This window comes from Gemmobacter nanjingensis (assembly GCF_014652195.1).
In the GTDB taxonomy this organism is placed as follows: Bacteria; Pseudomonadota; Alphaproteobacteria; order Rhodobacterales; family Rhodobacteraceae; genus Gemmobacter; species Gemmobacter caeni.
This window is the reverse complement of sequence record NZ_BMYI01000040.1, coordinates 1-13,686: the sequence shown is the minus strand read 5'-3', so window position 1 is coordinate 13,686 and position 13,686 is coordinate 1. Positions and strand designations below refer to the sequence as shown.

13 protein-coding genes are annotated in these 13,686 nt (G+C 60.8%); 7 read left to right on the top strand and 6 right to left on the bottom strand.

Annotated features, from left to right (window positions below; genetic code table 11):
• Positions 1-444: 444 nt before the first annotated feature.
• The 3 genes from IE126_RS24750 to mobC all read right to left on the bottom strand — a co-directional run bounded on the left by IE126_RS24750 (position 445) and on the right by mobC (position 4,905).
• The gene (locus IE126_RS24750) at positions 445-2,511 is read right to left on the bottom strand and encodes a UPF0149 family protein (protein WP_189382959.1); all 2,067 of its coding nucleotides are present in this window, start codon (positions 2,509-2,511) and stop codon (positions 445-447) included.
• A gap of 188 nt (positions 2,512-2,699) precedes the next feature.
• Positions 2,700-4,526 carry a relaxase/mobilization nuclease domain-containing protein gene (locus IE126_RS24745; RefSeq protein WP_189382958.1) on the bottom strand — a complete coding sequence of 609 codons (1,827 nt, stop codon included), beginning with the start codon at positions 4,524-4,526 and terminating at the stop codon, positions 2,700-2,702.
• Entirely contained in the window at positions 4,519-4,905 is a 387-nt protein-coding gene (gene mobC, locus IE126_RS24740; protein ID WP_229825906.1) for a plasmid mobilization relaxosome protein MobC, read from the bottom strand. The genes IE126_RS24745 and mobC overlap by 8 nt, the downstream gene beginning before the upstream one ends.
• A gap of 737 nt (positions 4,906-5,642) precedes the next feature.
• Here mobC and IE126_RS24735 point away from each other — a divergent pair.
• From IE126_RS24735 to IE126_RS24720, 4 genes are all read left to right on the top strand, one after another.
• Positions 5,643-6,347 (top strand): nucleotide-binding protein, encoded by a 705-nt coding sequence (locus IE126_RS24735; protein ID WP_189382956.1) that lies wholly within the window; start codon positions 5,643-5,645, stop codon positions 6,345-6,347.
• A 20-nt stretch (positions 6,348-6,367) separates the two neighbouring features.
• Positions 6,368-7,060 carry a hypothetical protein gene (locus tag IE126_RS24730; protein WP_189382954.1) on the top strand — a complete coding sequence of 231 codons (693 nt, stop codon included), beginning with the start codon at positions 6,368-6,370 and terminating at the stop codon, positions 7,058-7,060.
• Positions 7,057-7,293: a hypothetical protein gene (locus IE126_RS24725; RefSeq protein WP_189382953.1), complete on the top strand. Its 237-nt coding sequence runs from the start codon at positions 7,057-7,059 to the stop codon at positions 7,291-7,293. Before IE126_RS24730 ends, IE126_RS24725 begins: the two co-directional genes overlap by 4 nt.
• Positions 7,294-7,450: 157 nt before the next feature.
• Positions 7,451-7,711: a WGR domain-containing protein gene (locus IE126_RS24720; protein WP_189382951.1), complete on the top strand. Its 261-nt coding sequence runs from the start codon at positions 7,451-7,453 to the stop codon at positions 7,709-7,711.
• Between the two features lie 6 nt (positions 7,712-7,717).
• Here IE126_RS24720 and IE126_RS24715 read toward each other — a convergent pair whose 3' ends face one another.
• Complete coding sequence (locus tag IE126_RS24715; RefSeq protein ID WP_189382949.1) at positions 7,718-8,080, bottom strand: bactofilin family protein; 363 nt, start codon at positions 8,078-8,080, stop codon at positions 7,718-7,720.
• A gap of 264 nt (positions 8,081-8,344) precedes the next feature.
• Here IE126_RS24715 and IE126_RS24710 point away from each other — a divergent pair, with 264 nt between their 5' ends.
• Together IE126_RS24710 and IE126_RS24705 are read left to right on the top strand one after the other, a co-directional pair.
• On the top strand, positions 8,345-8,545 hold the full coding sequence (locus IE126_RS24710) for a hypothetical protein (RefSeq protein ID WP_189382947.1): 201 nt from the start codon (positions 8,345-8,347) through the stop codon (positions 8,543-8,545).
• Positions 8,546-8,688: 143 nt separating this feature from the next.
• A complete protein-coding gene (locus IE126_RS24705) occupies positions 8,689-9,744 on the top strand; it encodes a Fic family protein (RefSeq protein ID WP_229825904.1) in 1,056 nt (351 codons plus the stop codon).
• 147 nt (positions 9,745-9,891) lie between these two features.
• Here the strand turns inward: IE126_RS24705 and IE126_RS24700 are convergent, their stop codons facing one another.
• Together IE126_RS24700 and IE126_RS24695 are read right to left on the bottom strand one after the other, a co-directional pair.
• A complete protein-coding gene (locus IE126_RS24700) occupies positions 9,892-11,451 on the bottom strand; it encodes an argonaute/piwi family protein (protein WP_189382946.1) in 1,560 nt (519 codons plus the stop codon).
• On the bottom strand, positions 11,448-12,827 hold the full coding sequence (locus tag IE126_RS24695; protein WP_189382944.1) for a toll/interleukin-1 receptor domain-containing protein: 1,380 nt from the start codon (positions 12,825-12,827) through the stop codon (positions 11,448-11,450). Before IE126_RS24695 ends, IE126_RS24700 begins: the two co-directional genes overlap by 4 nt.
• Positions 12,828-12,926: 99 nt before the next feature.
• Between IE126_RS24695 and IE126_RS24690 the strand changes: the two genes are divergently transcribed.
• On the top strand, positions 12,927-13,610 hold the full coding sequence (locus IE126_RS24690; protein WP_229825903.1) for a hypothetical protein: 684 nt from the start codon (positions 12,927-12,929) through the stop codon (positions 13,608-13,610).
• Positions 13,611-13,686 lie beyond the last annotated feature (76 nt).

The window sequence follows — 13,686 nt, the reverse complement described above, 5'->3', positions numbered from 1 at the left end:
AGAGATCAGCATGTCCCCACCCCCTCCCGAACCTCGCGCAGGATCGATCTTGCCATGAACAGGGCAGAACGGCGAGGGTCTATGTGATCATCCGGGATGGAACAGATAGGTTAGTGCGCCGCCGCAAAAAGTTGCGCAACCTTACTGAGCAGTTCAAATGTCCAGATTCCTTATGTGTACCTTGATGATATTCTAATTAAGGAAATAGATGCCTCTGATGATCTTCGCTATGAGCGGCTACGTGTCCGCGGCCTGCTAGGTGACTACTTTATCGATTTTGCTGGGGTTGCCTGCTGCAATGCAATCAGCCACCCTCCGGGCTAATCCGACGGGCGATGTCGCTGCGGGCGGCTCGAGTGTCTGTTTCGGCAGGATTTCTGCGGCTGCCATGCTGCGCTGCCGGCAGGCGGCTTTCCGCCCTTCGCGACGCTTCTCGCCCTATCTTCACCCTGAGTTTTTCGCCTGCCGTTCTGCGATCAAAGCCGCGAGTTCAGGCAGATCGGCACCAGAGAGGCCCACCGCGCCGATCTCAATCAATCTGCGGTCCTCCTTGGTCATGCCCTTCTTCGGCCATGCCGACTGGAACCTGTCCAGGGCCTCAGAAAACCCGGATGCCCAATCCCCCTGCGCCTTCTTCGATCGACTGGATATCGAGGCCGCGAACTCGGCGGGCTCGGACGCTATTTCGGCAACCGCCTGGGCACGCATCATCAGAAGGTCCATGAACCGCTGGAAGCGGGACGGGTCGATCCGGGGCAGGACCTCGTCCAGTATCCGGGGCAGCCACTGGTTCGGCATGATGATTTTCGGCGCAATGACGATCCCGGTCAGGTAACCGTCGAGCCAGTCAGGCGAAAGGCCCGTTCCGCGCAGCAGCGCGGCAACTTCACCCTTCTTCTCAGGCTCGGGGGCAGCTTCGGCCAGATCCTCGAGCGAGGCCTCAGGATCAAAATCCGGATCATCCCGCACCCAAGCCTCGATCGTCTGTTCGTGGATGTCGAGCATGACCGGGATCTTCTTCAGCTCCCGGCCTTCGAGAAGCGCGGTGGCGCAAGCGACAAAGCCGGTCGCATCCGGATGAAGGCTTGTCTCCAGCACGTCGGCGCTGCGGGCCATGATACGGGCCCACCAGTCGCGCCGGGTTTCGAGCCATTTCCAGAGCGCGGCCTCCGCCGAGCGGGCGCTGCGCGCCTTGTCGAGGACCGCATGGGCTTCATCGCTGTCCTCGAACCAGCTTTCGATGATCTCGTGCCGATCCCACCATTCATCGCTGGCCATGATCAGGGCACCCTGCTGACGTGAGGGAAGCGCCTTGACTGCCGCGAACGATCCCATGCCGGCGATCAGGTCGAGCGTCGATCTGGCCTCCGGGCGCAGCCCGTCGAGGCCGCAGAGGCGCGCCACCTCGATCAACCCCGGCACTGGCGGCAAATTGCGGGCAAGACCATCAGCCAACGCGAGAGACACGGCCCGGTGCAAACAGTCGGCCGTCCCGGTCAATGCGCCGACATCTTCGGACATGCGCTCGATGATCGACTTCTGCTCCCGGGCGTTGGCGCAGGGGATGGTATAGGCGTCCTTTACGCCTTGCCCCTGCTTGAGAAGCAACATCGCCATCTTGCGCTGCGATCCGGCTTGCAGCGCGACACCGATGCTCTGCGCCCCACCTCCATCCGGCAGGGTGATGCGGATGCCATGAATCTTCCATGGGGTCACGTCTGGGTCGGCAACAACGCCTTTGCGCATGGCCTCCTTGAGAAGATGATCGACCACCCTCCGTGCGGCATCCTCGGGCATCCAGCTGCGCAGAACGACCAATGTCGCCAGTATGCGCCCCGGAAGGTCGCCGCGCGCAAGACGATCAGCCAGGCCTTGCGCTGCGGCAAGACGGATATGCGGAGCCGGGTCAAGCAGCCAGAAACAGGCCAGATCGGCATGGAGCGCATCGCTTCGACCCACCGAATAGGCAACCACCTGATCGCGCATCTCCGGGGGCATGGCCGGGAAGCTTTCGGTCAGGGCATGGTGCAATGCAAGTGGTTCGCCCTCCGCCTGCTGGATCAGTTCGTTGAAGAGCCCTTCAAGCAGGGCTTCGCCTTGGGCGGGATTGGCCGTACGTCGCCCCGTTTCCGAAATGACGTCCTCGCGGTGCAACTCCAGAGAAGCCGGGGCCTCCAAGCCGTTGCGTGTCCAGAGCTGGGCGAAGATGAGGTTGTGAGCAGGCGTCATCCGCCCCTGCCGGCGCGCAAGATCAAGCGCGTCTTCGACAGTCTTGAGAAAGGTCTGGCCGCGCGCCTTGCCGTTTTCTCTGGCGATACGGGCGGCATCGAGACCTGCGCCGAGCAGATCCAAGAGGTCTTCGTCATTCGGCGAAGGGGTTTCGATAGCACATAGCTGCGCGACGATCTGGCCGCCCAGGGCCGGACGATGCAAGAGGTCGAAACTCATGCGTTCCAGAACGTCGCGCCGCGCGCCGAAGCCATCGGCGCCCGCCGCCGCAAGGGCGGCCAATGCCTCATCGATCCGACTCTTTGCCACGTCTCACCCGCCGTACTGTCCGAATTCAGCGACCAGCCTAGCGAAGTGGCTGTGCCTTGTCAGGAAGAGATGGCAGCCGTGTCTGACGACAGAATGGCGGGCCCGCCGACCGTGGCCAGAGCCGACGGAGCAGACCGGGGGTGGCGCGCACCGGGACCTGATCACAGCTCCCAATCCGTCACGCCCTTGCGCTCCGATTGTCCGGCCAAATCGCGCTCCGCCACCGTCGCCTGCCGCAAAGTCAGTCCCAAGGCCACATGCGATTTCGCCGCTGAAACCACTGCCCGCGCGATCCAGCGTCGCTCGGCTTCATACTCGACATCCCGCGCCAGCACGTCCGTCCGACCCGCCGCAAGATCTGCCACGATACCTTCGCCATAGCGCCGCCGAAGCTGGTCTGCGAAGCGCTCGGCATGGGCATCCTCACGAAACTCGACCTTGCCCTCGGTCTGCATGATTCTGCCCATCGACCGCAGCGTGCGGACGAGCCGGTCGTTCTCAGGCGCGGTTTCATGGGTAACGGTATGGTCAATCGCCGCCGCCGCCCGGTCATAAAACCCCTGCAGCTCCCCGGCCATGCGCCGTCCCTGCTCCGGGTCGCGCGGGTCCAGTCGTCGCCGACCAGCAAGAGCCAGAAGATCACTGCGCACCCAATCCCGCTCTTCCCAAGCGTTCGCCGCGCCCGTTTCCAGACGGCTGGCGATACGCTCTCCGCTCAGACCAATTGCAGTCGCACCCGCCACGATCTCCGCGCGCAGCCGCTCCGCCGCCCCGGGCTGCAGGGCTGTTTCCGCCCGGCCCCGCGTCAGGGTATCGTCCTCAAGCGCCACGCCGTAGACCGTAGACTGCGGCGTCATCTGGAGAAGCTGCGCGCCGCGCGCATCGCCAAGCCCGCGGGCGATGTCGATGGCATATCCATAAAGCTCATCCCGCAGGTCCTTCCGCTCGGCCGTGGGTGCCTTGCGGATCTTGTCCCCGGTCTCCGTCATCCAGCCGCTGAAGTGCCGCTCCAGATCAGCGCGCTCAAGCGTCGCCGCCTCGGCCGGGAAAGGATGCAGCACCCCGCCCCGCCGCAGCACCTCCTCCGCTTCGGCGATCTTTTCCCCGATCTCCGGCAACCCGGTCAGCGCTGCCACATGGCTCAGGCTGCGCATGGTGTCCGCCGTCCGCGCCATGGTAGCGAGTGCATCTTCCAGCGCCCTGCCCTCACGCGGCCGCTCCTCCGGTACCCTGCCTTCCTCCCGCGCCCGCTCGATCTCTGCCCTTGATGGGCCGTAGGTCAGCAACCCCCGCTCTGCCCGGGAGGTCGCGTCGAGGAACACGCCTTCCTCGGCCGCAATGGCCACCATGCGCTCTTTCATCATGTCGAGGTTGAACCCATGGTCCTTCGCCATGAAGAACCAGGTGTCATTCAGAGTGCCACGGTTGTTCACAACGATATGGATATGCGGATGCGCCCGGTCGGTGTGCAGCGCCGCGACATAGGACCAGACATCGTCCTGGTGCTCGCCGGACTGAAACATTTCGAATGCCCAGGCTTCCGCGATCAGCTTTGCCTTCTCTGGCCGCACATGTGACGGGAAGCTCATAAGCAGGTGCGTGGTGTGCCCGTTCTTCGGGGAGCCGCGCCAATCCTCGACCCAATCGTCGACGATGTCGTTCCGCTCGCCCTTGGTCAGCCCCTTGGCACCTGCATCCAGCACGACCCCGTTGCCGAAGATCGAAGCCGACTTCGAGAACAGATAGTCCATCTGGGCCGACAGCTCCTTGGCATTTGCCGTGCCGCCTCTGACGATTTTCTTGATGACCGCCGCATTCGATCCCAGCGAAAACCGCCACAACTGGCTGGCGCGCGGTGAGAACCGGAAACCCTGTCCAGAGGGAGAAGAGGGCCCGGGTTTCACGCGCCCGGACTGGGGACGCAGGAAGTCGAGGTCGCCAAGAACCGCTTCTGCCAGCCCGATGGGCCGGGATCCAAGCTTAACCATGGCGCGCGCCGTCCTGGGTTTCAGCAAACTTCCGAAACAGCGCCACGCCCTGCCGACGACGTTCCGCGATGATCTGGCTCAACGCCTTTGCCACCATCGGCAGCGACCGGCGCAATTCTTCGACAGAGGCCCACTGAGCCTTGACCATCGGCGCCCTGCCCCGGTTCGCAGCCAGTGCAATCTGGTTCACGTTGGTCCCGATCTTGGCCAGTTCGTAGCGGATCTCCTCCAGCCGCGCGCTGTCCTCCCGGCTGAACTCGAGGAAGCCCGACGCCATACGCACCACCGACCGCACACCGTCAGAGCGGGATTTCGCGCCAAGTTGGGTGCAGAGCGCATCGAAGGCCTGAAGCTCTTCGGCAGGCAGACGGCAGCTCACGACCTGCCCTTTGGCCTCCAACCGAGGGCGACCGCGCACGGCCACTTGCTGCGCTGCAGAATCAGAGGCTTCATTGCCAATCTTCGCCAAAGCCGTGGACCGGGACTTAAGTCGTATTTCGCGAGGATCTGATTTTACTATCAACTTCTGCCACCGATTATTTGTAGACACATCGCATTTCCTGCCACCTTCTCTATCCCCTTCTTTCACCCCTTGATCAAGCACAATCTATGCGCGATATGAGCCCTTGCAGGTTGTGTTAACCTTGGGTAACTCACCTGCCACTGAGTGCGCTTCGCTGATCGCTGAGTGCACAAGGCGCAACCGGAGAAGGTGCCCCTCCAAGCCCTTAGCAGGAGGGCATTTCCCGGGAAGAAGTGGCGGTAACGCCTTGTTTTGTTTGATGTACGGACCCAACCGTTCAGTGTTGCGGGTTCGGAGAAAGGAAGTGTGGGATGCGTCTTGTGGCATCAGCGACGTGTGATCAGGGCTACGCCTCATGATACACGCATTGCGCGATCAGATAAAAGACATACGCATCCAATAATCAGACATATGATTAAAGATATACGCCTTGCGCAATAGGGTTTGCGCGAGAGGATTTCTAATATCCGCTGTCCGGGTTCGGATTAAAGCGATGTGATTAAGGATAAAAGATTTCGGCGATCAGCATTCAGAAAAATGGGATCGTCGATATGCGAAGTGAGGGAGGTGATATGAGTTACGGAATACGGGTTGTGCTGGTGATGAACAGGAAGGGCGGATCGGGCAAGAGCACGCTCTGCCGCGCCCTTGCTTCTGCTGCAGCAAGTCGCGGCGAGACGGTTACGATCTTCGACACGGATGCCTCGAAGTCTTGCCTCAAGTGGATGCAGGCGGGGCAAGAGGCCGGAAACTGGTCGCCGCTGGTCGAGGTGATCCACACTCTCGATGCCCACCGGGTCGTCGAGGCGATTGACCAGATCTATGAACAGCCAGACCAGGAGCACCTGATCCTGATCGACACTTTCGGCGGCGGGTCTGAGGCACAGGATGTGCTGGCCGTTGCCGCCCACCGGATCATCTGCCCGATGATGCTGTCGCGCGGCGATCTCAGCGAGACGCTCGAGACTGCCAACTGGTATTTGAAGCTGCGCGGGCGGGTCGACAATCCGGATGAGCTTGCCGGCTTCTCCGTGGTGTTCAGTCGCGTGCAGGTCCGGCTCTCTGAAGCGGAGCGCGCGGTGGCGGATGAACTCTTCCGGTCGCTGCCTGCCTGCGAGGCCTGGCTGTCCAATCGCAGCGCCTATGTCCGGATGGACAAGGAAGGGCTCCTCGGCCCGATCGCGGACAAGACGCCAAATCGCGGCTTGGCGGCGCATCTGCAGACAGCCGTGAAGGAGGCCGGGGAGCTTCTCGACGAAATCGATCAGTTGATCGCGGCCCCGGCGGAGGTCGCATAATGGCACCGCGTAAAGATCAGATGCGGATCATCCGGCAGGACGCGGGTTTTTCAGCGAAGCTTGGGTTTGGTGGGATGGTCGCGCCCCCGGCGGAGGTTGAAAGACCGAGCGCGATGCCGTCGGCGCCGGTCTGCTCCCGGCCAGAATCGAAGCCCGAGCAACCGGCAATCGTGACAGCCGCCGCACATGTCATGCCCCAACGCGATGATGATGGCGGGTTGCCCATCCGCGGCCAAGAAGAAGCCCGGAAAGAGGAGGGTGAACCGCGGACACCACTGCACTTGGCGCAGCGCCATGCGGTGCCTGCCCCATCCGCAACGGCCCGGGGTCAGGTCGTCTATGTCGCGGTGTCGCTCACCGCCAGGCAAGCCCATCTCGCTGAAGCCTGGGCCTCAGTGGCGCGGTGCTCGGTCCAGTTCCTGATCCGTCGCGTGGCGCAGGGACTGCGTGACGAGGCCTTTGACGACTGGGAACGCGATGGCATGCCCGAAGTCAGTGAACCTCGCGGTGCACGGGGCAAGCATCCGACCAGCGTGACCTTGACCCTGCGACCGCCTTTTGCAGCCGACCTGGCCGCCCGGCACGATCCGCTTGGGGTTCTTGGTTTGGCGCGGGTCATGGGCCCGGCCTTCCGCGCGCGGTTCCAGGAGGCATTCGACATCGCCTTGGACAAGGCGCCGCTGCACACGACAACCGAGGGAGAAGAGAAATGACTGATCAGAAATCGAATGCCCTCGACGACGACACGTCGGCAGCCAAGTTTGATGTTGGCAGGCCTGTGGAATGGATGGTCGACCCGGATCATCGCGAGAAGATCCTCGGCGTCACCTATGAGTTCAGCCATACCGGCGAGCGCAAGACGGTTTGGTACACAGCGAACAAGCGGCGCGCGAAGTGCTTCATTGTTTTGGAGGTCCTACAGTTGCTCGGAAAGGAGACCACCTGACAATGACAGGTCGCAACGTGGGCAACCCCTTGGTGGCCAATGCGCGCGAACCGGGGGGGGCAAGCCATGAAGTTTCTGAATCGATCCGCTGGTTTCGATTCAGAAAAGTAATTGGACTTGCTGCGACGCAGGGAGGATTCTGTGTTGGGAGGCCCACATGGTTCTGGCACATCTGCACCGCATCGATCCCGATGCCAATATGGCGCGCTATTACTGCGTCGACATCGCGCCGACACTGCTCGGGGACGTCTCTGTCTTGCGGACCTGGGGCCGGATCGGGACCCACGGTCGGACGAGCATCAAAACCTGTGCTTCCATTGAAGAAGCGGAGAGAGCAGCATCGCAAACCCTCCGCCAGAAGATGCGGCGGGGCTATCGGCCGTCCGGCGAGTTGCTGCCGCCATACCTTGCGGTGTGAGATCGGTCAGGCCTTCCGCTGAAGCCTGCCTTCAAGCTCCGCACCGGCCTCGATGGCGATCCGCTCATGGATGACATCGGCCTGCACGACTGCGCTCGGCGCGAGCTGAACGTTTCGCGCCGAGATCATACCAGAGACCGCCCCAAGCACGACGAGGTCGTGGGTGGCGACGGAACCTTCAACACGACCTGAACCAGCCACGCTGATCTCCGGCGCTCGCAGTGAGCCAACGACATTGCCTTGGATCTCGATCGGTCCACTGGAGGTGGCATCGCCTTCGACGACAAGGTCCTGCGCGAAGATGCTGCGGCGAGCGTTCGGACTTGCCGGGTCCGGCCATCGGTCCAGATCGCCATGTGGTGTCTTCATCTTGGTGCCGCCTCAGCTCAACTTCGTGCCGCACGACTGGACCAGAATCGAAACGAAAGGGCAACACGCGGCGCTGTGATCGGCGAAGAAGGGCGGCAGCCTTCGGCGCTGTACAACTCATCCGGCCAGGGTCATCGCCGGTCGTCCCTCATGAACCTTAGAGTCTGCGCCGATCGCTCATGAGGGTACGTCAGGCTGTTGGTTGGTGTTGTCCACGATGAAAACGAAGGGCTAACGTATTGCCGTGAACTTCCGGCGAGGGTGATGATGCAACACGAAGAGCGCAATAGTTTGACTGATCCCGCCTCCAACTTCAGGCATACGCAGTTCGAAGGCGAGATGAAGCTGCGCCTTGCCGTTCCCTTTGACGCCTGGGAGCCCATTGGCAGGGAAGGGCCTATAACGACCGGAGCGCGCGCTCATCTGGCCCGCCTTGCCGAAGCCGGCAACGGAGGCATGGCCTGATACGCTCGGGTCGGGCCCAGTAGTCGACCGCCAACTTGTCTGCACTTGTCCGGATCCCATGCGCGACCGGTGGTTCCGCCGCTAATCGGGTGTAATTGGGTCAAGAAATGGGTTGCGGGAAATGGGTGTTATTGGGTATTTAAATGGGTATGATCCAAATCCATACGCTCCGCATCACCCCGAACTTTCTTTCGATCATCGCCGAAATCGACGAGTTCAAGGGCGCATGGCGCGCGCTCGGAAGTCTCGCCCCCGAGCGTCTGTCAGCCTTGCGCCGCGTCGCTACGATCGAAAGCATCGGCTCTTCGACCCGCATTGAAGGAAGCCGACTCTCAGATCAGGAGGTCCAGCGTCTTCTCTCCAACCTCGACATCCAGACCTTCTCGACCCGAGACGAAGAGGAGGTCGCTGGCTACGCCCAGGTCATGGATGCGGTCTTCGCCTCGTGGCGCGACATGGACGTGACCGAAAACCATATCCGCCAATTACACCGGGACCTTCTGCGGCACAGCGGCAAGGATCAGCGCCACAGGGGAGCCTGGAAGACCGCGCCAAACTCGATCGCGGCTTTCGACGAGACAGGGCGGCAGATTGGCGTCGTGTTCGAGACCGCCACCCCCTTCGACACCCCCGGCCGCATGGTTGAACTGATCGACTGGTACAACACCGCCACCCGGGACCGTGAACTGCATCCGCTGCTGCTGATCGGAGTCTTCGTCGTGGTCTTCCTCGAGATCCATCCGTTCCAGGACGGCAACGGACGTCTCAGTCGGATCCTTACCACCCTCCTGCTTCTGCGCGCAGGCTATGCCTATGTACCGTACTCCTCCCTCGAAAGCGTGATCGAGCAAAGCAAGGAGGCCTACTATCTGGCCCTTCGACAGACCCAGGGAACGATCAGGTCTGACAGTCCGGACTGGGAACCTTGGCTCGGCTTCTTCCTGTCCGCGCTGCAGCGCCAGATGCATCGTCTGCGCGTGAAGATTGAGCGTGAACGACTTTTGATGGGTAGCCTCCCGGAAGTTTCGGCGCAACTCTTGGACCTCGTGCGAGACCACGGTCGCTTGACCATCGGCGACGCCGAGCGCCTGTCCGGCCAGAATCGCAACACACTGAAGCAGCACTTCCGCGCGCTGGTGGCAGATGGCCACCTGAGCCTGAACGGAGCCGGGAGGGGGGCTTGGTATTCGCTCCGATAATTTTGATTATGTAATACGTTCTACAAAGATGGTGTGAAACGGTCGGTCGTCAGTGAGACCAAAGCTTCCGGGCAAGCACCAGGGTTGGCAATCAGTTGGCGACACCAGCGCGGTAACTGGCTCGAACTGGCCCCGCGATGCTTGCGCTCAGATGTAGAACTTGAACGGCTGTCTCTCGGCATCCTGAGCACTCCCCATGACCAGAACATCGCCGACCTTGTCTGCAAACCGGACCGTAACCGGGAGGGAATCGGCGAATGCGGCCGAGTTGTAGTTAATCTTTGTGAGTTTCAGGATGTCGGACAGAACGACCGCGATGGAAGGTATGTCGCCTGTCGATCTCAGGATAGTCACCGAGATCGGGTTGGGCGTCTCAGGACCCATGTAGGTGTCGAGACGCGGCGTATACCCCGATGTCCAGAGAAACGCATCGCGCTCACCTAGAACGACGGCAGTCCCGCGAATGCATGGGTAGTCACCATCCCGGAATAGCTTCATGTCTCCCGACGTGGGCCGTATCCGTACACCGGTGATAGTCGTTCCCGACGGCGCCGCCTCGGCGAAGGCGTCCCATTCATCGGGGCTGAACTTCGTCTTGCCGTGAATGAACAGCTCCTTTGGATCCGCGCCGAACTTCGTCCGGTATGTCTCAATTACCCGCTCAATGAGGCCACGGGCGGCGTCCTTTGAAAGGTGGAACTCTTTGCCTTCGGTATACCAGGGGCCGTTCGCCCCGCGAAACACGACTCCATCGCCCTCGCTCAGAAACATTTGCGCGGCACAACATGCATGGTGATCGCGATGGTTTGGGATCAGCTTAAAAACGAATCCGACGTAGCAAACCCCTTCACGCATGCCCGCCACCTTCCACGGTGGCCTGGACTGACTCTTGTAGTAGAGCGCCGTCGCAAGATTCCAGGCGACCGTTGCTGGGTCCTGCGTACCCCTCTTAGGGCGCCCCAAGCGGTCGAGATGCCTCTCAGGAGCTATCGTCGTTTCGCGGATGATCTGGCAAGGCTGTGCGTGAACTAGGAGCTTAGCCTTCATTTGGCGGTGGAAGTCGGGAACGTCGTCGAAAATGTCCTCTGCGCTCGTGTCGAGCAGCCCATCGAACAGCGGCAGGATCTCTCGTCTCTTCGTCTTCTTGGCGAATTCGCCAGGGGTAAGATCCTGGGATTTTCGCCCGCTTCCGGTTGATCGGCATCGCTCGTGGACGATCTCCGGAACGACCATGAGCCAGACGTCGACGGCCGCTTCCTCGTTCCTGAGATGACGGACCACTGCATCGACATATAGATCGGCAGTTTTCGCCACAGCTTCGTGGTGATTTGCGATTGTAGTCGTGCGCTCGATATCTGCCAAATCGAGATTACAGGTGACGAGTGCCTTCTCGTCGACGGTAATCGCGTACGCCTCGCGCAGGCCCGGAAAGTCCGAAAGGTGAGGGCGGTCGGTCTTCTCGCGCTCACCCGCCACCGGTACCGAGATCCCGGCGTTCAGTCGTGCGAGCCAGGACTTCAAGTCCGTTATCCCCACTGCTGTGCCGACTACGCCGACGCGCACCACTGAGCCCGCGATTGGTGCGCCTGCAGGCCCATAAAGGTAGAGACCGTCCTTCGGATGGTCGAGGAGCTGGCCATGGCCGAACTCGAGGTCTGGCTCATCGATGAAAAGCGTTGTCAACGATACCTCGGGCAAGTCCGTCATGCTTCGTCCTCCCCGAAGAATCCGTCGAGCGTCGAGATGTCCTTCTCCTCGGCCTCTTCGCCCAATTCGTGCAGCTGTCGAGCCGTCACGGGTACCGTGACCTGGACAGGCATGGCATCAAGGACGATGTAGGACCCCCCTCCCGTCGGCAGCGTCACGTAAGGACTCTCGCCCGCCATCAACTCAAGAATGGCCATCAACCTCCCGTGCCAGGCCCGGTTGCGCCATGCACTGCAGACGCCCCGCCGCAAGCGGTGCTGCGCGCGCGGATCGTCGATCACCGCACCCTTCTTAATTCCGTCAAGTTCGGAGAAAAGGACTCGCGCCTTGAGGCGGTAGTGGGGGAATGGGAAGAGGCTGGGATAGGCTGTAACCCCGAACTCCCATACCTTTTTACGTGCGATGTTACGGAGCACGGAAGAGCGTCGCTGTCCTTGCCGTCCCCATCGGATGCGCTTCCCAATGTCGATCTTGCCGTCGCTCGCGATCGCAGCGGATCCATTAGAAAAGATGTGCTGAAGAAAGCCCTGCTTCCGGCACTGCATTTCCCAAGCCAGCCGAAAAAGATTTACAAGGTGGCGACGGGCATCAATCGATGTGAGACTCGAAGGTGGGTGCCCGTTCTCGTTGAAGTCGGCATATGCGACGGACCAGACGGTTTCAAAGCGCCCGGTTGCCGGGAACGCCGTCTCGAAATCTGAAGCTGTCGCGAAGGAGAGATATCCGCCGGCATACTCGAGAACCGGAAAAGGCGACTCCTTCGCCAAGGCTGCGCTCCGCTTCTCGCCGAGACTTCCAATCGGCCTAACATGATGGACCTCGTCAGGGACCGTCAGCACACGCAGCCAGTTCGAGGTAAGGACCTCCGGCTCTTGCCTTAAGGCCACCGCTTGGCGCCGCCGGTAGGCCGCCCACCCGGACTGAATGGCTCGGGCGTAGGATCGAGGCACGTTCTCCTCTTCCAGAAACTCAAGGAGCCTTGTCAGGCCGCCCGCCCAATTTCGTTCGAAGTCAATGTATTGGAGTCCTCCGATCCCGAACAACTTCTTGAAGCGCCGCATCTTGAGAGGAACGATGAACCGCCGATCGTCGAGGGATCGGGAGAGATCCTTTGCAATCTCAATCTCCTCAAGGACCCCTTCGCGGGCCAACGTCTCATCACTGCAGCAAAGGAGCATCTTGACCGCCTCGTCCTGCAGAGTTCTGGTGATCTTCAAGCGCCACCCGTCTCCAGGAGACAGGTCGAGGATGTCAGCAAAGACCTCATAGCCGTGGGCCTCGAGGCGGGGAGCCAGCCATGTCGCAAAGGCATCATCCCCAGGCGTCGCCTTAGAAATGAATATCTTGGTGCGCGGTGAAATTTCTTCTCCAGTCATGACGAAAGGATAGCTCGGGCAAACGACCTTTGTAAGCAAAAGCGAGAGTCAGCGCACGATTATCGCGGAGGGTGGTTACTCCACTGCGCTAGCGGAGATATGAAGATTCGCGCAGTCTGCAAAAAATCGAGCCTCCCGAAAGAAGAGGACGACGCAGCCCGCAGCTTGACCAAAGCATCAGCCAAATCCATACTCCGTATCGAGCAACCACTAGTTGAGAAGCCATATTCTTTATGTTTTATAATCAATGCATTACTGTATAACTTGGTCGGCAAGACAATGACTTTGAAGCTCATCCCAATAGATCACGGAGAGCTTTGTCACGGCTGGGCATGGTCTATCGACGACGAGGACGCCCTAGCCGAGCGCGTAGCACGCATTGTGATCGGCCAGTATCGTCACGTAGCCAAGATTCTTAGTGGTGCGGGTGTGCCTGGGCCCGCTGCCAATGCAGAGCAGGCGAATGCAGCGATCAAGCAGCTGACATTGGCGGCGGGGGAGGATCCTTGGCACCGTGACGGTTGGCTGTTCCAAACAATATCGTGGATTGCTGCGCACCAACAGCCTTCAGCTTCGCTCACCCGGATGCCACACATTCGCAAGGCCGACAAAGGCTTCGACGGAATGCAACTGGAATTGAACGAAGCCGGCACATCGGTCACTGCGGTCGTCATCTTCGAAGACAAGGCCACCGATCACGCCCGCAAAACGATCCACGAAGATGTTTGGCCAGGGATCAAAGCTCTCGAAAAAGGCGAGCTGTTGATTTCCACTGAGAAGTGACCCGTGTAGGCGCATAATTTCCACTGAGATTTGACCCATGTGACCCTCCCCCAAGCGAAGAGCGAGGGGGTCAAAG